This window comes from Pseudomonas sp. JZ134, from assembly GCF_051027695.1.
GTDB lineage: Bacteria > Pseudomonadota > Gammaproteobacteria > Pseudomonadales > Pseudomonadaceae > Chryseomonas > Chryseomonas luteola.
This window is the reverse complement of the sequence record NZ_CP069250.1, coordinates 279847-298953: the sequence shown is the minus strand read 5'-3', so window position 1 is coordinate 298953 and position 19107 is coordinate 279847. Positions and strand designations below refer to the sequence as shown.

18 protein-coding genes are annotated in these 19107 nt (G+C 53.7%); 8 read left to right on the top strand and 10 right to left on the bottom strand.

Annotated features, from left to right (window positions below; genetic code table 11):
- Positions 1-44 precede the first annotated feature (44 nt).
- On the bottom strand, positions 45-254 hold the full coding sequence (locus tag JQR86_RS01335) for a cold-shock protein (RefSeq protein WP_010796083.1): 210 nt from the start codon (positions 252-254) through the stop codon (positions 45-47).
- Between JQR86_RS01335 and JQR86_RS01330 the strand changes: the two genes are divergently transcribed.
- Positions 253-582 carry a hypothetical protein gene (locus tag JQR86_RS01330; protein WP_150348516.1) on the top strand — a complete coding sequence of 110 codons (330 nt, stop codon included), beginning with the start codon at positions 253-255 and terminating at the stop codon, positions 580-582. The genes JQR86_RS01335 and JQR86_RS01330 overlap by 2 nt on opposite strands.
- A gap of 68 nt (positions 583-650) precedes the next feature.
- Entirely contained in the window at positions 651-1886 is a 1236-nt protein-coding gene (locus tag JQR86_RS01325; RefSeq protein ID WP_312271220.1) for a diguanylate cyclase domain-containing protein, read from the top strand.
- On the opposite strand, the gene JQR86_RS01320 is transcribed toward JQR86_RS01325, so the two are convergent.
- Positions 1771-2643 carry a substrate-binding periplasmic protein gene (locus tag JQR86_RS01320; RefSeq protein WP_407362495.1) on the bottom strand — a complete coding sequence of 291 codons (873 nt, stop codon included), beginning with the start codon at positions 2641-2643 and terminating at the stop codon, positions 1771-1773. The two genes, JQR86_RS01325 and JQR86_RS01320, sit on opposite strands and share 116 nt — an antisense overlap.
- A gap of 69 nt (positions 2644-2712) precedes the next feature.
- The gene (locus JQR86_RS01315; protein WP_434154179.1) at positions 2713-3945 is read right to left on the bottom strand and encodes a sensor histidine kinase; all 1233 of its coding nucleotides are present in this window, start codon (positions 3943-3945) and stop codon (positions 2713-2715) included.
- A gap of 374 nt (positions 3946-4319) precedes the next feature.
- On the opposite strand from JQR86_RS01315, the gene JQR86_RS01310 reads away from it, so the two are divergent.
- The 3 genes from JQR86_RS01310 to JQR86_RS01300 all read left to right on the top strand — a co-directional run bounded on the left by JQR86_RS01310 (position 4320) and on the right by JQR86_RS01300 (position 8113).
- Positions 4320-5015 carry an HAD family hydrolase gene (locus JQR86_RS01310; protein WP_010796088.1) on the top strand — a complete coding sequence of 232 codons (696 nt, stop codon included), beginning with the start codon at positions 4320-4322 and terminating at the stop codon, positions 5013-5015.
- Between the two features lie 86 nt (positions 5016-5101).
- A complete protein-coding gene (gene dbpA, locus JQR86_RS01305) occupies positions 5102-6481 on the top strand; it encodes an ATP-dependent RNA helicase DbpA (protein ID WP_434154178.1) in 1380 nt (459 codons plus the stop codon).
- Between the two features lie 471 nt (positions 6482-6952).
- A complete protein-coding gene (locus JQR86_RS01300) occupies positions 6953-8113 on the top strand; it encodes an acyltransferase family protein (RefSeq protein WP_407362499.1) in 1161 nt (386 codons plus the stop codon).
- Between the two features lie 257 nt (positions 8114-8370).
- On the opposite strand, the gene JQR86_RS01295 is transcribed toward JQR86_RS01300, so the two are convergent.
- The 4 genes from JQR86_RS01295 to JQR86_RS01280 form a co-directional block, all read right to left on the bottom strand.
- On the bottom strand, positions 8371-9582 hold the full coding sequence (locus JQR86_RS01295; protein WP_230382176.1) for an NAD(P)-dependent oxidoreductase: 1212 nt from the start codon (positions 9580-9582) through the stop codon (positions 8371-8373).
- A gap of 495 nt (positions 9583-10077) precedes the next feature.
- Positions 10078-11553: a lipid II flippase MurJ gene (locus JQR86_RS01290; RefSeq protein WP_019367325.1), complete on the bottom strand. Its 1476-nt coding sequence runs from the start codon at positions 11551-11553 to the stop codon at positions 10078-10080.
- 294 nt (positions 11554-11847) lie between these two features.
- Positions 11848-12867, bottom strand: a complete 1020-nt coding sequence (locus tag JQR86_RS01285) for an SDR family oxidoreductase (protein WP_407362500.1) — start codon at positions 12865-12867, stop codon at positions 11848-11850.
- 78 nt (positions 12868-12945) lie between these two features.
- Positions 12946-13623, bottom strand: coding sequence for a phosphoribosyltransferase (locus JQR86_RS01280; RefSeq protein ID WP_434154177.1), 678 nt, complete (start codon positions 13621-13623; stop codon positions 12946-12948).
- A 185-nt stretch (positions 13624-13808) separates the two neighbouring features.
- Between JQR86_RS01280 and JQR86_RS01275 the strand changes: the two genes are divergently transcribed.
- Both JQR86_RS01275 and JQR86_RS01270 read left to right on the top strand, forming a co-directional pair.
- Entirely contained in the window at positions 13809-14291 is a 483-nt protein-coding gene (locus JQR86_RS01275) for a GreA/GreB family elongation factor (RefSeq protein ID WP_150348508.1), read from the top strand.
- A gap of 103 nt (positions 14292-14394) precedes the next feature.
- Positions 14395-14655, top strand: coding sequence for a YebG family protein (locus tag JQR86_RS01270; protein ID WP_010796096.1), 261 nt, complete (start codon positions 14395-14397; stop codon positions 14653-14655).
- Here the strand turns inward: JQR86_RS01270 and JQR86_RS01265 are convergent, their stop codons facing one another.
- A complete protein-coding gene (locus tag JQR86_RS01265) occupies positions 14656-15168 on the bottom strand; it encodes a M48 metallopeptidase family protein (protein WP_150348507.1) in 513 nt (170 codons plus the stop codon). It abuts the gene before it with no gap.
- A gap of 258 nt (positions 15169-15426) precedes the next feature.
- On the opposite strand from JQR86_RS01265, the gene JQR86_RS01260 reads away from it, so the two are divergent.
- The gene (locus tag JQR86_RS01260) at positions 15427-17640 is read left to right on the top strand and encodes a M48 family metallopeptidase (protein ID WP_407362502.1); all 2214 of its coding nucleotides are present in this window, start codon (positions 15427-15429) and stop codon (positions 17638-17640) included.
- A gap of 52 nt (positions 17641-17692) precedes the next feature.
- On the opposite strand, the gene fba is transcribed toward JQR86_RS01260, so the two are convergent.
- Together fba and JQR86_RS01250 are read right to left on the bottom strand one after the other, a co-directional pair.
- Complete coding sequence (gene fba / locus JQR86_RS01255; protein WP_010796099.1) at positions 17693-18757, bottom strand: class II fructose-bisphosphate aldolase; 1065 nt, start codon at positions 18755-18757, stop codon at positions 17693-17695.
- Between the two features lie 149 nt (positions 18758-18906).
- The gene (locus JQR86_RS01250; RefSeq protein WP_010796100.1) at positions 18907-19104 is read right to left on the bottom strand and encodes a hypothetical protein; all 198 of its coding nucleotides are present in this window, start codon (positions 19102-19104) and stop codon (positions 18907-18909) included.
- Positions 19105-19107: the final 3 nt, after the last annotated feature.

Here is a 19107-nt window from a genome sequence, read left to right as displayed (position 1 = left end):
AAACCCGAGAGCATTCTCGGGTTTTTTGCTTCGGCGCTCAGCGGTCAGACCACCTGAACGTGCTCAGCCTGCATGCCTTTCTGGCCCTGCACAACTTCGAAGCTGACGCGCTGGCCTTCTGCCAGGGTCTTAAAACCATTGCCTTCGATGGCACGGAAGTGAACGAAAACGTCGGGACCGCTTTCAGGAGTAATGAAGCCATAGCCTTTGGTTTCGTTGAACCACTTGACGGTGCCGTTCTGACGATTCGACATGAAGATGTTGCTCCTTGGTAAATCGGGTTTTGTTATTAAAGCTTTTATTGCCCTGAACGATGCGCCATCAGACCATTCGCCAGGGACTGCGTTGCAAGGAGAAACACCAATCGAGCAGGACGGGGCCACGTGGAAACCTACCGCCTCAGGTCACGATCAACAGCGACCCAAGCAAACACAGTGGTTTGAACTCTACGATAAATTTATTACGAAAGCGATTACACGAAAGCCGCCTGTCGCAAACGGGATAACCGGTACTTCAGATGCGATCAACGGCATAATCAATGCCGTCATTAGGTTTACTTCTCCTAGCATGACATGTCTATAGAAACACTAAATAAGCGTGTTTTTGGACATATGCCATGCTTGATGAGCACCACTTCGGGAATCCATTTCGTGCGTAATATTCTGGTCGTAGAAGATAGCCAACTGGTCCTCAAGCTTTTGTCGCACCTCTTTCGACAGGAGCCCTTGTTCGAACCGGTATTCTGCGCATCGCTGGCCGAGGCTGAACTTCTTCTGGAGACCAGCCCCGGTCAGTTCTTTGCTGCCATAGCCGACCTGAACCTGCCCGACTCGCCCAACGGCGAGGTCGTGGATGTCATCCTTGCCCACAAGGTGCCCTGCATTGTCCTGACCGGTCGCTACGATGAGCGTCATCGCGATGAGCTCATCAACAAGGGTGTCGTCGACTACATCATCAAGGAGAGCCAGTACTCCTATGACTATGTGCTGCGACTCCTGCATCGGCTGGTCCAGAATCAGAACGTCAAGATACTGGTTGCAGAGGACTCCTCCGTCTCGCGGCACTACATGTGTCGGGTGCTCTCATCACAGCTGTTTCAGCCGCTGCAGAGTACGGATGGGAACGAGACGCTCAGGGTGCTTCAGGCGCAAAACGATATCGACCTGCTGATCCTGGACCATGACATGCCCGGCCTGTTGGGCTTCGAGCTAGTCAAGCGCCTGCGTCAGCAGCTCAAACGGCACGACCTGCTGATCCTGGGGGTTTCGGCTGATCCACAGGGCATCCTTAGCGCACGCTTCATCAAGCACGGCGCTGACGACTTCCTACGCAAACCCTTCTGCCCGGAAGAACTCAACTGCCGTGTCATGGCCATGCTCGAGCGACGCGACTTGCTAAGGGCGTTACAACAGGCAGCCCGCTATGACTCACTAACCAACCTCCTGAACCGGCGAGCCTTTCAGGAAAAAGCCGAGCTGCACATCAGCCTGGCGCAAGCCCAGTCGCAACCCATTAGTATTGCCCTGCTGGATATTGATTTTTTCAAGAACATCAACGATCAGATGGGACATGCCGGTGGCGACACCGCCTTGATAGCGTTTGCCCATGCCCTGCGAACACATTTTCCGCAAGACATCATTGGCCGCCTGGGCGGAGAGGAATTCGCACTGGTGAGCCAGTCAAGCGAACAGGAGCTGGCCAGACGCCTGGATATCTTCCGCAAACTCTGCACCCGGCTCAATTACCTGCCTAACGCCCCCCTGCTGTCCTTTAGTGCCGGGGTTGCCAACCTGCAGACCCAGGCGCTGGAGCCGGCACTTCACGTGGCCGACCAGCGTCTTTATCAGGCAAAGCGCAGCGGGCGTGGCATGACGCTATGTCACTGACCTGCTGAGTTGGCGGCCACGCCAGGTCGTAGCGGGCAAAAATGTCGGCATAGGTACCATCTGCCTTCATCCGCTCGATCGTATCGTCAAACTGAGCAATGATTTTTTCCTGCTCAGGATGATCTTCCGATACCAACATATGCAGGCCTTTTTCCGCCAGCGGCTTGTCCAGAAACTGAAGCCGGGACGATTGAGCACTGGCCACGCGCTCAATCACACGCCTGGCCACATGCTCCTCTTCGATTGCCAGATCGACACGTCCCGCCAACAGCATTCTTAAAGCCTGCTCGAAATCGGCAACCGCGATCTTGTCCAGGGTTCGATCCTGATCGAACTCTTTCGAATAGGCATATCCCCGTACGACGGCCAACCGGTACGGCCTTAAATCCTCCAGCGTGGAAAAGGTAATCGCGCGCGTTTTCAATGCGATAAAGCGTAGGCAGTTTGCCAGGAAGGGTTTGGAAAACTGCCCCAGGCGCTCTCGCTCGGGCGCGTACCAGATGTCGACAATTACATCATGGGAGCCATTTTGTATGCCATACAGCACCCGCTCCCAGGGCTCCTCACGAAACGTTGTCTCGTATCCGGAGCGGCCAAGGGCCGTCCTGACGATATCTACGGCCAGGCCCTGGCCGACCGGCGAAGTCATGACATACGGCTCCCAGTGGTTTCCAACCAGTCGAAGTGGAGGGCTGGCCCAGGCCAGGAGCGAGCACGACCAGGTCAAAGCCAGGCAACAAAAGGTGAGGACACGCATAGAGCCTCCCTACCGGCATGACAATGCAATGAACAGGATCTTCTTAAGTATGTAGTTCCTAAGACGGCTTTACGCCAGCGGTAGATGAAAACAGAAATCGCTGCCTTCACCCAAAGTACTGCTGGCCTGGATCGTACCGCCATGCGCCTCGACAATGGTTTTCACGATTGCCAGCCCCAGGCCAACCCCCTGGTGTTCACGCTTTTTAACCTGCCAGTAGCGATCAAAAATAAATGGCAGATCGCTTTCAGCAATACCGGGCCCGTTGTCACTGACCGTAAAGCGCACCCCCTGCGCCTCACGAACGACCGATACCCAGACCGTCGAGCCGGGCTGACTGAACTTCACGGAATTGCTCACCAGATTGGAAAAGACGCGCAGCAGGCGTTCGTAATCCCCCTTGATGACTGGCAGCTCCTGCTCACAGGACGTCAGCAAGCGTATGCCGCTCCGCTCGGCCAACGGCTGCAGCATCGCAACGGCGTCTTCCAGGAGCTTGAGCGGATCGAGCAAGGCGAGCCGAAGCTCCAGATGGCTTTGCTCCATCTGAGAGATTTCAAGCAGCTCATCGATCAGCTTGCCCATATGACCACTGGCTTTTTGTGCATGGCTGACCACTTCGCGCTGCCGCTCATTCAAGGTGATCCCGTCGAACAGGCTGAACGCCATGGTCAACACCGATAAAGGCGTTCGCAGATCGTGCGCCACGACCGCCAGCAGCTCTTCACGCGCCCGAACGGCAATACGGGCGCACCGGGCATGCTGACGCACCTCCTGAACCGCCAGACGCAGTTTGATTTCACGTGTCGCTGAGTAGGCCAGCTCGCTCAAAAGCTCCAAATCGCGGGGACACCAGAGTCGGGAACACTGATCGGCAACAGCAAAATAGCCAAGCAGCTCTCCATCACTGTCCTTGAGCGGCACGGCTAAAAAGGCACCTGTTCCAGTGGGAAGCATCGTCAAAGATGCAGCCACAGGATGCTGTGCAGCAGCATCGATAATCAGCGGCACCCTTTCAGCCAGGATACATTCACCCAGCGCATAGGCCGATCGTTCCCAGTGACTGGCCAGAAAATCCGGCAGGCCATACTGACTTTTTAAAAAGGCACGTCGGTCATCCACCAGTGATATAAACGCGATGGGCACGCCCAGCAGGCGAGCCGCCATGGCGGCCAGCCGGTCAAATCCCTCTTCCGGTGGCGTATCCAAAAGCTGCGTCCTGTGCAGCGCCGCCAACCGTGTTGCATCTCCAATCAATTCTGCCGGCTTGCAAGCCGATACGCACGGCGCATCATGGCTCATCCCAAGGCTCCACACCAAAAGGCCCTAACGCTCGCGGCTGCAAAACTTTTTCTGTGCAAGCCCTTCTAATGAGGCGGTTCCAGAGCCATTAAGGCCTGTTTTTCACAGCCGAGAGTCCTGTCTCCGCGTGGAGACACAATCCATGAACAAGGCAGAAGCGATTACACTACGTCGAGGCAGTGCCTTTTGCCCATACCCTAGCCTCACTTTAAATAATTTGTCTCCTGTCTCATGTACAACGTAGCAGGCAACCCAGCAGTGCAAGCCAATGCTCAGCGGAGCGCTGTTTGCAAACGACCTGTCATCCAGACAGGCTCAGTGTCCCCTCCTCTTGTCTGCGGCCATACTGGTCAGCCGCACTAAGGACGTCTTTGATGAAACCACACGTGATCGAACTACTCATCAGCGACTGTGATGGCGTACTTGTCGACAGCGAAATCCTGTCGGAGCGCATAGTCATGGACGAGTTGAGCCGTCATGCCCCCAGGACGGAGCTCGAAAAACTGCTTGAGGGTACGTTCGGACTGACAACGCGCGATATTATCCAGCGGGTTGAAGAGCGCTTTGGCATTACCCTCCCTGAAGGCATTCACAAGGATATTCGCACTCGCGCCGAGCAGCTGATTGCAACGCAAGTCGAGCCCATACCCGGTGTCAAAGAGGCTCTCGAGCGCATTGACCTGCCACTGGCCGTTGCCTCAAACAGCCAACGCCACAGCGTAGTATCCTCCGTGGCGCGTGCAGGGCTGACCGAGCGCGTTGCCGGTCATATCTTCAGCGCGGATATGGTAGAGCATCCCAAGCCGGCACCCGATGTCTATCTGCTGGCCGCCCGTACCATGGGCGTATCACCGGAAAACTGCCTGGTGATCGAGGACAGCGCCACGGGCGTTCGCGCAGCGCTGGCTGCCGGCATGCGCGTGATCGGTTTTACAGGTGCAAGCCACATTCCTCCCGAGCACGGTGAAACACTTAGACGCCTGGGCGTGACAGCGCTGATCAGCCATATGGATCAACTGCCGCAGCAGGTTGCCGCCCTGCGGGAAACGGCCACCAGCGGACACGCCTGACGGCTATCTCTTGCGACCAACCGCGTTAGCCCCCATTGAGCGGCCTGTTACACTGCACGTTTTATTTTGCATGCTGCAGGCCCTCCGTGACCGCTACCTCCTTTACCACCCTTTCACTTTCCGATGCACTGCTCGGCAACCTGGAGTCGCTGGGTTATCAGCAGATGACCCCCATCCAGGCCCTGAGCTTGCCGGTTATCCTGAAAGGGGAAGACCTTATCGCCCAGGCCAAGACCGGCTCGGGTAAAACGGCCGCCTTTGGTCTGGGTCTGCTGAATGGCCTTAATACCCGATATTTCGGCTGTCAGGCACTGGTACTCTGCCCTACACGTGAGCTGGCAGATCAGGTCGCTCAGGAAATACGCAGGCTGGCGCGATCAGCCGACAACATCAAGGTGCTGACATTATGTGGCGGGGTCCCTTTCGGACCACAAATCGCTTCGCTCGAACACGGCGCTCATGTGATCGTTGGAACACCGGGCCGTATTCAAGAACATCTGCGCAAAGGGACGCTTTCTCTTGAAGGGCTGAATGTCGCTGTACTCGATGAAGCGGACCGGATGCTAGATATGGGCTTTCATGATGCTATCGCCGACATCCTTGGCCAGACCCCGACACGACGCCAAACCCTGCTGTTTTCTGCGACCTACCCCTCAGGCATCGAACAGCTAGCGAGTAACTTTCTACGCAACCCCAAGACCATCAAGGTCGAAGCGTTACATGACGATACCCGTATCGAGCAACGTTTCTATGAAATAGACCCGCGCCAGCGACTTCAGGCGGTTCTTCAACTGCTTCAGCATTTTCGGCCTCAGTCTTGCGTTGCGTTCTGTCATACGCGCCAGCAATGCCAGGAGGTTGTCGACTACCTGAAGGCGAACAAGATTTCCGCGCTGGCCTTGCACGGGGATATGGAGCAGCGCGACCGCGATCAGGTTCTTGTACAGTTTGCCAATCGCAGTTGCACGGTTCTGGTAGCAACTGACGTGGCTGCCCGTGGAATCGATATCGCTGGCCTTGAAGCTGTCATCAATGTGGAGCTGTCCCGTGATGCCGATATCCACATTCATCGAATCGGCCGAAGCGGCCGGGCTGGCGAAACCGGCATGGCCTTCTCCCTGGTAGCACCTGCAGAGGCCGGTCGCGCGCAAGCCATTGAGGACAAACAAAAGGCCCCGCTGAATTGGCAGTCCATCGATACGCTGACGCTGGAGAACCCTGCTCCTTTGGTACCTCCCACGGTCACGCTCTGCATTGCTGGCGGCCGTAAGGAAAAAGTCAGACCTGGCGACGTCCTGGGCGCTTTGACAGGTGAAGCAGGTATTCCCGGAGACAAGGTCGGAAAGATCACCGTTCATGACTATCAGGCCTATGTTGCCATCGAGCGTGACACAGCATGTCAGGCCCTGAAGCGGTTAAGCGAGGGCAAAATAAAGGGACGCTCTTTCAAAGTGCGCATGCTGTAACTCAACAGCAGCCGGCGGGTCACTGTCGGCTGCCTTACTCAACGGAAAGCATCATTTCCAGGCAAATCGAAAAACTCATAAAAAACAACCTTTCAATTGCGAAAAAATATTTCGCCTTTTTACCCTTCCGGCTGAACTTGCTAGGCCAAAGTGATCAAAGAGTCAGGCTAACGCTTAGGTGACTAACCTAATAATTCTAGCGGTGTCGCATATCTGATTGATTGACGTTGTACCGCCTCGTGAAACGCAAGCAATGAGTTCTATTCATCACTTCGTAACGTTCGTTTTTGTTACCTTGAAATAACTTCTTCTAGATAGCTGTGACCACGCCGTCAAACAGGCTGCTTTCCGGTACGCCTGCGGGGTCGCCACTTCGCTCTAGGCCGCAGCTTACTTCAAGGAAAGTAAAGGCCATCCGGCTTTTACCGAAGTATGAATATCGACTATGACTGGTAAGGACGAGACAGTCTGATGAGAAGATTTACCGTACTCGATAGCTTTCGTGGCCTTTGTGCTTTGGCTGTTGTTCTTTTTCATACGTACGTTGTAAACAGCTTTGCGGAAATGAGCTTGTTTACCAACGCTTACCTTTTTGTCGAATTCTTTTTTGTGCTTAGCGGCTTTGTCCTCTATCACACCTATGGTCATAGACTTTCCAGTCTCACCGACTACAAGAACTTTTTCATCAATAGAACCCTGCGCCTCTATCCCCTGCATCTCACCATGCTTGGCGTCTATGTAGCGCTGGAATGCGGAAAGTACCTGGCTGAGCGTAAAGGCCTGCACTTCAATGACGGTGCCTTTTCCGGCGCAACGGCGCCTCACGAGTTTATCCCTAATCTCCTGCTGGTTCAGGCCTGGCTCAATAACACCATTACAGGCTCATTCAATTACCCCTCCTGGAGCATTAGTATTGAGTACTACATGTACCTCCTCTTTGGGGCTATTCTGATTCTGGCTCGCAGAGGCCATCTCAAGATCTTTGCGCTAATTTCCCTGCTCTCGTTCGTTGTCCTGTGCCTGCCGGAGTCGCCTCTTAAAACGGGCATCTTCAGAGGCTGCTCCTGCTTTTTTGCCGGCGCCTGCACGTATGTCATCTTTACCAAGATCAAGGATTTTCAACTCAGCGCATTAAGCTTTACGGTGCTTGAAGTACTCAGCGTTGGCATTACCTATGCTGTTATCATCTCTCACCTTGAGTACAAGGGTATTATTGCAAGCGTATTGTTCTGCGGCCTGATTCTGGTCTTCTCGTTCGAAAAAGGTTCTGTCTCACGCATTCTGCAAGGTGAATACTTTGTAAAGTTGGGTAACCTGTCTTTTTCAATCTACATGACTCACGCAGCCATTCTTTATATATTCAAAAGTGCTGCTATCGTATTGTCCAAAGTAACAGGCAAAGAACTTACAACGATGCTGCCGTCGCATGACACTCCGGCAGATCTGATCAAGTACATCACGACTGGTGGCGCTGTAACGGATGATCTGGTTGTCTTGGCACAGCTTATTACCGTAGTACTGGTTTCCCGGTATACCTACCAGTACATAGAACTCAAAGGCGTAGCGATAGGCAAACGCTTGACCCGCAAGAAAGAAGCTACCGCGGAAGCTCTGCCTAACGGCTCAATCTGATCTCTTTCCATCCTTATAAAAACCGGCTCTATTACAGCCGGTTTTTTATTGCCTTTAAGCCAGCATATATCTTTAACCCGATAAACAGAATTTGAGAGCATCTTATAATTTACCAAGCCGCTGCTTCGGGCTTTAACAAACCAAAACCAGTAGTAATTTATTAAGCAGACATGTGTCCGCCTCTAACTACTGTAAAAGCGCAGACAATAAAAAACCCTGTAATGCTTGCCGCATTACAGGGTTTCCTCAGCGCTTAATTAAACGACTGGGATAGTTCCAAAACCTTCATCAAGCCCCTTGCCGAAAGGAAATGCTTTACGAGGTTCGTTGGTATTCAACAGGCCCGGCATTTGTGCCTGAATAACGGCTCGATGTTGTTCAATAACAATGTCCAATGCACGGCTAGGCACAAGTTCGATGTCATCAAACGTAATCACCTGGCCCGGCGCAACAGCACGTTTGAGGACGGAATGCTTCAGCAAGCCGATCGGTAGATGATCAGGGTTTTCCGCAATCTTGACGGCCTCACCGCGCACCTGGAAGCCACCAATACCACGTTCGATGATGTCACCTGCCTTCATCGGGTTCTTAACGACAGCAGCGACACTCAATGTGGGAGTCGTCGAGTTGTTCAGCAAAACGCCACCACCCGCGACCACACGACGAATCGTCTTGCCGACCTCCAACGAGCAGAGATGGTAAGGACGAACGAGCACATAGTAAGGACCAGCGCCCAACTTGAAGTATTCGATCGCAGGTGCCTGATCTTCATCATGGCGGCACACCACAAACACGCCGCCAGCCGGATAACCGCTCGGTACGACATAGTCGACGATAGGCTGACCTAGCTGCTCAGCCATCTGAGCCAGCACGTTGGCCGTCTCGTTCAGGTTGGTGGACTTGAGGCCTTCCAGACCCTGACGCGTAATAGTAGCGCCAAAGCCGTTGCCTACGACTACCTGTTCAATCTGCACCTTGGTGCCATCGGTAAACGAGGTTGTCTGATCGATACTGATACCCTGCCGCTTGGCCCAGTACGCCATGTCTTCCGGCTTAGGGTCCAGGTTCAGATAGCCCTTCATGTTGCCGTATACGAGGGGTTTGAAGCCCATCTGTATGGCATCTTCATGCAAGGCAGCCAACGAACCCGGCTGATCTCCTTCAGCCTCTGTCAGGAAGCCTTTTCCGGCCAGATAGGAGCCTGTGGTGACCTGCAGTTCAGCATTGATGGTCACCACCTGCAAACCTGCCTGAAAGGCGCGCTCGATGACCTCTGTACCGTGGTAGACATCACCACTGCATTCAACGATAAGGTCGGAATTGTCCAACACCTCATCCAGCGAATTGGTCAGGCACTCAGGAAGTGGAAAATCCGAAATGGTGTTCAGGCTACGGCGAGTAAAGACCTTGGAAATAACCAGGTCTTTATAATGCTTTGCAATCAACCTTACAAAGCAGCGGGAAATCATGCCTGTTCCGACAACGCCGACACGTTTTACTTGGAGGTTGGACATACGAACGAATCCTTTCAGAAGTGGTAGGTATGCAGCGAACAGAAGAGAAAGCGCTGCATATGTCGTAACTAGGAGTTTGAATTAGTTGGCAGCAAGGCCTTGGCGATTGCCTACAGACATAACGCGTTCACAATCGTGCTATAGGACACAAAGCTAGTTTAAAAAGTTCCTAGTTACTTGTTTTATTTCAAAATATTACTGTCAAAAAGAAAGCGCCAATTTATCTAATGGAATTAATCCTTATAATTCCAATGGATTAATTAATGCTCTAGATCAAACTACTGCCCGCACAAGCTCGCAAAGCACTTTAAATTAAGTCTAAAGCGCTATAACCAGCCTAAATCAAATTCTTAATTTAAATAGCAAATAAATTTAAAATTGTGACGATTGCAAGACAGTGACCGATAAGGAATTCGCAGGTTAGCTGGTCCCTCAGCTAACCTGTCAGATTTAAGCTGTTTTTACAGCGGTCCAGTACGAGCGCTTGAATAGGTCACGCTCACCCAGAACGACCAGACAGACCAGCAGGCACAGCAGCAAGGCCACTATGTAGGCCACCAACTCTACAAACCCGTCAGGCTGAGGGCTTACATACAGCGTGGCAAACGTAACGGCCAGGGCAGCAGCCGTCCAGCGGGCAAGCACTGCAACGCTTAATCCCTTGGGTGATGCTTGATAAAGGAAATAGGCCATGCATAGTGCTTGCACGAAAAAGCCAATCGACAGTGAATACGCAAGGCCATTGGCACCGTAGATCTTGTACAACACAGCATCCAGCAGCACCGTCAGAGCGGAACTGACCAAGGTTATGATGAGGAATGCACGCCCCCTTTGCTGAGCCAGCAAGGCACGTCCCCAGATCAGAGCGAGTCCCATCCAAGGCAGGCCAATAGCGTAAGCCACCACCAGGGAAGCCGTAGCCTGTGTCTGGGCCGCGCCAAATGCACCGCGCTCAAGCAAGACCTTGACTACAGGCTCAGGGAAAGCGATCAGTACCACCGAGGCAGGCACCAGGAACAGCAACGTTGCCAGTGAAGCCTTGCGGGATACAGCATTGAAACGATCGTGCTCGGAATCTGCCCAGCTTTTCGCCATGTCTGGAAACATAACAGCCAAAACCGACAGCGCATAAAGTGTAAGCGGGATGGTAACGATGCGATAAGAGAACGACAGCATACTGATCGTCCCTTCAGCCAGGAAGGAAGCGAAGAAGCGCTCAGCTAGCATGCATCCTTGCTGTGCACCTGCGGCCACCAGCACGGGCGCAAACGTCAGCACAAATTCGAAGCCTCGACTTTCCAGCTTTCCTTTTACTGCTCGGCCAGTCAGATAACCAATCCGCTGATGCTGGATAAAAATCAGTATCACCTGCGGAATCAGCATGCCTGCAAACAGGTAGATTCCGCTGGGATAGAACGCATAAATGCCAATGATGGCACCTAGGTTCATCGATACCGTACGCGCCATCGGCAGGATGAAGATCCGGTCAAGACTCAGCAGTGCTCCCTGACAATACAGGATGGCCTGTACGAAAATCAGGAAGGCGCCTACGGAAAATACCAGCAGTCCCGCATTGACCTGATCAGCCGTCCAGCCAGGCGCCAGTGCCTTAAGTACCCAAGGGCTGCCCAGGGCTGCACACAATGAAACCAGAAGACCAAACAGCATGACTCGCCAGTAGAGCCACCGACTGGACAGGATGAACTGATCCTCACTTTCTGATCGTATGCGTTGCAGGTAGGGAATCATGGCATCGCGTAACGCGAGGCCGAAAAAATTCTCGAAGAACAGCGGCAGGATCATCGCAACGAAGATGAGATCCGTTTCCCAGCTAAGCCCGAACTCCTTGGCGATCAACAGATCACGCAGAAAGCCGAGAAGAAAACTCGCAACGGTGATGAGAAGGATAATTACGGTCTTCTTCATGTTTCTTTCCTAGAAAAATTACATCCATACCAAGCCCGATCGCTTGCAAGAAACACAAGGCATTTAGTCAAGACACAGTAGGCTTCGGACTCGATACCACAGCACGGGCTTACCGGCTCCCGTATAAGTCTCCCGGAGCAGATATCACACGTCCGGGATTTTGCTGCTGCACTGACAACGTAATCCTAAAAATATTTCGTAACATTCCTAAAATTTAGGCTTTTCCTGCTCATACCTAGCTGGCGCACACAAAATCTGTGCGCCAGTCTCCAATTAACGAGCAGTCGTTGGCGATCACTCAGCCTTGCAGGCCCTGATAAGCCGCCAACCACTATAAAGAGCCAATCCCACCGCGCCAGCCAAAGCCGCTGTCTTGGCAGGCTGCTGGCTGGCCTGGGCATACAGACTGTGGCGAAACATGGGACCGGGATTACGTCCCCTTGTAGAGCCACTAGTGACAGGTTCGTACAACGCATCTGACGGGAAAGCATCGGCTGTTTTACTCTGCTGAGCTGCGAACAGCGTCTTTATAGCTATCCAGTCAAATAACCGTGGCGTCAGTTGAGCCGCCCGAGTTATGAGCTTGCTGTTCCCGATGTACACATCCCGCTTGGGCCGTTCAGCGGCGCGCAGGATTGCCCGGGCGACGGTTTCCGGGACATAGGTCGGGGCTGGCAAGTGAGGCGTATGGGCCAGGTAATTCTTGGCCCTGTCGTTAATGGGCGTGTTTGTTGAGGAGGGCCTGATCAAGGTTACGGCTACAGGCACATTGTCGTGGCGAAGTTCTATGCGCAAAGCATCCGTGAAGGCTTTGACGGCATGTTTGCTGGCGGTGTAGATACCTTGCAGGGGAGCAACGGCTTCCGATAAGGCACTCCCCAGATTGATCAGGGTTCCACCTTCCCGCTGCCTAAAGTGCTCGACAGCCACTAGTGATCCATTGACCACGCCCCAGAAGTTCGTTTCAAACACTTTTTTGAGGTCGGCCTCACTTACCTCCCACAGCTGTCCCCATACCAGCGTGCCTGCATTGTTGACCCAGGTATCAAACCCATCAAACCGCTCGACTGCTCTTTTTGCCACTTGCTCCAGATCCGCTCGATTGCCTACATCGGCTGCAACATGAATAGCCTGTGCGCCCCACTGCTGACTAAGCTCATGCTGAAGGGACTGCAGAGCAGCTTCATCACGTGACACCAGTACCAGCTTCGCGCCCTTTTGAGCAGCCATTCGGGCAGTTGCCAGACCAATACCGCTAGTGGCGCCGGTAATAACGATCGTTTGCTGATGTAACGGCTTGGGTACAGGCTTCATCAAAGGCTCCAATAGTCATCTATTCCTATCGGAGCCTTTCAAGCCCTTCAGGATTCCTTCAACCGGATATATGGATGATCAGACGCGGCTATCTGAACGACACCTTGCCAGCAGGGATAGGACGTCCTGGTCAGAAACCGGACAAAAATCCTGATAGTAGGTCTCGATGTGCTTGACGACATCGGGCGTCACCAAGCAGACCACGTCATCGGCCAGTGTTCTCAGCCCCTCGGCGACGCCTGCAGGCCCAACGGGGGCCGCCCACACCAGACGTGCAGGCGCAGCCTCGGCCAATGCGAACAGCGCAACCCTGGCAGTGCTACCCGTTGCCACGCCGTCATCCACCACAATGACTGTACGACCGGTAATCACAATTGGATCGGTATGGCCGCGGTACAGCCGCCTGCGCCGCTCGATACTGTCTATTTGTCGGTCCCGCTCCGCCTCGAACCATCCGGCTGGCGGGTTGAGATACTCCAACATTGCCTGGTTTGCTACCCACCGCCTTGCAGCCCCATCAGTAACAGCCCCCAACGCCATATCCTTGTTACCTGGCGCGCCGATCTTGCTCACCATCAGCACATCCAGAGGCGCCTCCAATTCTCTGGCGACCTGATACCCCACCGGGACACCTCCGCGAGGTACTGCCAGTATGATGGGGTTATGGTGGATATACGGACGCAGCCGCGCAGCCAGCACCTGCCCTGCCTGGCTGCGATTCTTGTAAAGTACTGCCGGGCTCCATGCTGGTTTCATTGCCTGCCCTATGCCGTTCGGTCAGCCACCGACTGGTTATTTACGGATCTCTACCTACCTATTTATAGACCCAAAACTGAAAAATGACTCACCGGTCATAAATAAAACTCAGTAAGTCATCCAGAGATTTAAAAGGCGATTATCAACGTCTCACACTCTGGTTTCTGTCACGTACCGGCACCTTTATGACGAAACAGCAGCTCTACCAGCACATTGTGAGTACATTGCAAAGTGACCTTCAGGCCGCCATAGCCGCCGCGCAAGCTGCACATGAAACGGCGACACATGAAGAGAACGTAGCGGAAAACAAATACGACACTCGCGGACTCGAAGCGGCATATCTAGCGGCTGGCTATTCAAAGCGCATACAAGAGATTCAGCAGTCCTTGCAGGCTTACCGTAATCTCGTCATACGTACCCACGAGGCGGAACATGGTGTTCAGCTGTCTTCCCTGGTCGTTGTCTGCGATACCGTAGGCAAGCAACAAACCTTTTTCCTAGGCCCGGCAGGAGCGGGTCTTAAAATCAGGACAGATACCGGAGACATCATGGTGATCACACCCAATGCACCGCTCGGGCAGGCGCTACTGGGAAAAACCGAAGGGGAAGAGATCAGTCTTTCAATCGGCAGCACAAAGCAAATATTTGAAGTTGTATCGGTCGAATAAACAGGCCTTTCCGGGTTTTTCTTTGCTCAGGTGCTGGTCAAAGCCAGTCTGGAAAGGTATACTGTATATATAAACAGTAATGACGAAGGCGATGAGGTGATGAATGGCCGTCGAAGTCTTGTACCGCAGCAGCCGAGATCCGGAGCGCTTATTCATGGATAAAGCTGAAGCTGATCGCTATGACAAAATGCTGGAGCTTGCTGAGTCTCTGGCAGAAGTATTACAGAAAGCCGTACCCGATTTGACTGACAAACAGGCAGAAGATGTCGGTATCTACATGGCTCGTCATCGCGATCTATTCGCCAAGGCGTTCAAGAGTCAGCCCGATGTGCTAGCCGAGCTGAACGGAAAAGAATCTGCCTGATTACAATGTTGCCGAGGCAGCCTTTTCCTGGTCTCGCCAGAGCAGGAAAACACGTAGATCAAACTCGATCTGGTGATAACCCGGCAACATATGCTCGCATAGCTGATAAAAGGCCCTGTTGTGCTCGTGCTCTTTCAGATGCGCAAGCTCATGGACCACAATCATTTTCAGAAACTCGGGCGCTGCCTCTTTGAACAAAGAGGCAATCCTTATTTCCTTTTTCGCTTTGAGCTTGCCGCCATGTACGCGTGAAATGGCCGTATGCAACCCTAGCGCTTTCTGCATCACATCAAGCTTTGCATCATAAAGCACCTTGTCTATACCAGGCGCATTCTTGAGGTGCGTCTGCTTGATCTCCAGGGCGTAGGTATAAAGTGCCTTGTCGCTTTGTATGGAGTGAGACCCAGGATAGCGATTGGACAGGTATGCCTGTAGGCGGCCTTGTTCATAGAGCAGACGAACCTGCTCCTGCAGTGAAGCCGGGTAGCCTTGCAGGTATTTAAGAGAAGCCATGATTGGTCGTGTCACTCGCTATCGTGGTGGGGCCACTGACGCCTGAACAGTGAACCAGCCCACTATTGTAAAACACAGTCGACCTCCGCTCCTAAAAATGCGAGTCAGGCACAGCAAAGTGCCATCGAAACCGTGTAAAAGCGTGGGCAATCCTGTGGTTTATATCTGGCTGTTTCGCTGCAAATGCCGTGACGCTTGTTGTCTCTTTCATTCAGCGATCAGCATCGACCATACCCTCAGCGTTGCAATGGAATGCATATGTCTCATACCGACTTGGCTATAAGCGGAGAAGAGCTGACCCCGCGTGCTCCAAAGGATTTGGCTGCTGATCTCCTGCAGCAGATCGGCCTGGACGTTCAACCCGCTGAATCCGCCTCTTCTTCCCCTGCGGAAGCAACACACGCATCGAGTTCTGCCTCGCCTGCATTATCCGAGGTGCTACCGCGCTCACCCTTCAGCCTTTTGCACATGCTTCACCTCGTACTGGTTGTGACTGGGTGTGCAGCGATCGTGCTCTTCTACGTGGCGGTGGTCACCGTTATTGCCGCCCTCTTGTTCATAGCACTGCCCGCACTCGATGTACAAAGCCTGACCTCAGTTGAATTACCTGAATGGGGGCCTCTCGCAGTAAAGTCTTTCCTGGCCTGCCTGGGCGGATTCATCCTGTTCTTTACCGCAAAGCCTGTATTCACGGCTCGTCGTCGCGAGAAGCCAGCCGTCATTCTCGCACCAGGGCAGGAGCCAGCACTCTGGGAATTCGTGGTTCCTTTGTGCACAGCCATGCAAGTGCGTACCCCTATAGAAATTCACCTGAGCAATGAAGTAGATGCCAAGGTCCACCTGGCTTCCGGCTGGAAAGGTCTGATTAAAGGCGATGTCACCTTGACGCTGGGGCTACCGTTAGCGGCAGGCTTTTCCAGGCAACAGCTTGCTGGCGTCCTGGCGCATGAGTTTGGCCACTGCGCCCGGCGCTTCAATATGCGGTGCTACTACTTTATCAATTTCTGCAATGCCTGGCTGGACCAGCGGGCCCACTTCAAGGACGCACTGGGTGAGCGCCTCAAGCACCTTAGCGAAGCTGAGACCTCGCGAGTGACCGACCTGGGTGTTCTGGTCGCTCGCATCGGCATGCGTCTGCCACGCCAGCTTCTGCACTATTGCTTTTTGCTTAGTTACCGCCTCTCCAAGCCTGCCTGTAAACGGCTGGAGTTAGAGGCAGACCGTTATGCGGCACAGATTGCAGGCAGCGATACGTTTCGCGCCGCCACCCTGCATCATCATGCGTTGCGCTGGGCATTCAGGCAGGCAGATCGCCAGAACGTGAGTACCTGGAGCGAAGGCGCGCTGCTGGCAGACATGCCACAGGCTGCTGCCCTGGGCGCCACCCGACTCGATATCGAGACGCAACGCCGCCTGGAGGCCAAGCTGCGCGACAGGCAACGCTATTGGCGTGTTCATCCTGCCGATGTCGAACGTATCGAGACAGCAGAAGCCTTGGGTAGCACAGCGCTGATAACAGATGCGTCTCCTGCTACCGGGCTATTCGAATACTTCTCTCAGTACTGCCGACAAGTCACGACTGCGTACTATCAAAAACTTGGACTCGATGTGAGCCTGACTCAGTTTCGTGAAGCCAACGCGGCTACCTTCGATATGGACCAGAACAACGAAACTGCCTTTCTAAACAGGTGGACACTGGGTCAATGGGCTGACCTGCCCTGGCTTCCTCTGCATGCGCCTGCTGGTAAAGAAAAGGCCACCATGGACTGGGCAGCCGTCATCTCGGTCTTGAAAAACCGCACAGAGGAAACAGGCCTCAACTGGCAGCATGCACAGAAAGAAGTGCAGCGGCGCTTTACGTTGGCTTATTGTGATGAGCTGAACGCTCATCAGATCACAAACCATATCCATGGCGTAAACACGTTTGATCCAGAGCGCTATCTGAACGAGTACAGGAATATCGATACCTGGCAAAGCCCGGCTCGTACCGTCATGAGTGACGTGGCAGCGCTGCTCCGCCAGCGTATCGACCTGTCGCTCAAAAGCCATCATCCGGGGCATGCACAAGCCCGCGACCTGGCCCAGTTGCTGTTTTCCCTCACCGAGCTCTATCCCGATTATGAGCGACTGCGCGAGTCGCAGTTATTGGTCAAGGAATACAACAGTCTTCATCGTCTACAAGGCAGCATGCAGACCCACCAGCTTAGCCACTATGCGCTTCTGGACTTCCGGACCCGGACACAACGCCTGGTAAAACAAGCCGAAGCCATCAAGCAATGTATCTTGCCCGGCGGGAGTATTGGCGGTTACCTCAAGCAGCAACATCCCTACCTTGAAGCCGAAGCAGGTCCCCTCCTCGATTTCTACCAGAAAAGTGATGCCTTGCTTGAAGCGTTTACCTATTGCTATCGATACACCTTCAACCTGCTTGCCAAGTGGTGTCTTGAGGCTGAGGCCGCCAAGGGACTCTAAATTGCATCCAATAAAAAGCCCGCATCGAGGCGGGCTTTTTATTAAAGTGTGATCAGTTGACCTTGGGGTCCAACTCACCCTTTGCATAACGCTCGAACATTCTGTCCAGCGAGATCGGCTTGATCTTGGAGGCTTGGCCTGCAGTACCGAACGCTTCGTAGCGAGCGATACAAACATCACGCATAGCCGATACCGTCTTGGCCAGATATTTACGCGGATCGAACTCGCTGCGATTCTTCGCCATGAATTCGCGAATCGCACCGGTAGAGGCCAGACGCAGGTCGGTATCGATATTCACCTTACGAACACCGTACTTAATGCCCTCAACGATCTCTTCGACCGGTACACCATAGGTTTCCTTGATGTCACCGCCATACTCGTTGATGATGGCCAGCCACTCCTGAGGGACGGAGCTGGAGCCGTGCATGACCAGATGAGTATCTGGAATGCGTGCATGGATCTCCTTGATACGCTGGATGGAGAGCGTATCCCCAGTTGGCGGCTTGGTGAACTTGTACGCACCGTGGCTGGTTCCGATGGCAATTGCCAGGGCATCAACCTTGGTAGCCTGCACGAACTGGGCAGCCTCTTCCGGATCAGTCAGAAGCTGGCTGTGGTCCAGTGTACCTTCAGCGCCTACACCGTCTTCCTCACCTGCCATGCCGGTTTCCAGGGAGCCCAGGCAGCCCAGCTCACCTTCTACCGAAACACCACAGGCGTGGGCAAAGGCAACGGTCTGCTGAGTAACGCGCACGTTGTATTCGTAGTCAGAAGGTGTCTTGCCGTCTTCTCTTAGAGAGCCGTCCATCATGACCGAGCTGAAACCCAGCTGAATGGAGCGCTGGCAAACGTCCGGGCTGGTGCCGTGGTCCTGGTGCATGACCACGGGAATGTGTGGAAACTCTTCAACGGCAGCCAGAATCAGGTGACGCAGAAATGGCGCACCTGCGTACTTACGAGCACCTGCAGAAGCCTGCACAATGACCGGAGAATCGGTCTTGTCGGCTGCTTCCATGATGGCCCGCATCTGCTCGAGGTTGTTAACGTTGAAAGCTGGTACGCCGTAGCCAAACTCGGCTGCGTGGTCCAGCAGCTGACGCATGCTGATGAGTGCCATGGTGATCCTATCTCCCGGTATGGACCTATTATGTTTTCAGCCTGCACCACTGGCAGACTGTTTTTCAAGCAAGAGCAGCGCACTGCTCTTGCTGTATCGTTTAACTCGTCAATTTCGAGTGATCACTCGGTCCGCAGACTACGTCCCGCTTAACGGCAACCATCCGCACTTGTTGTCTGATCGGATGCACCGGTTGTCGTGGCTACCCGCTCATCGTTCTGGCCGGTGGGTGTTGCAACGGAGACCGGTGGCGGCGAGAAAGCACGACAGGCCTTGTCGGATGTTGCGCCGGCACAGCCAGCCAGCATGAGGCAACTAAGTACAGAAAAAGCAGCGAGACGTATCATGGC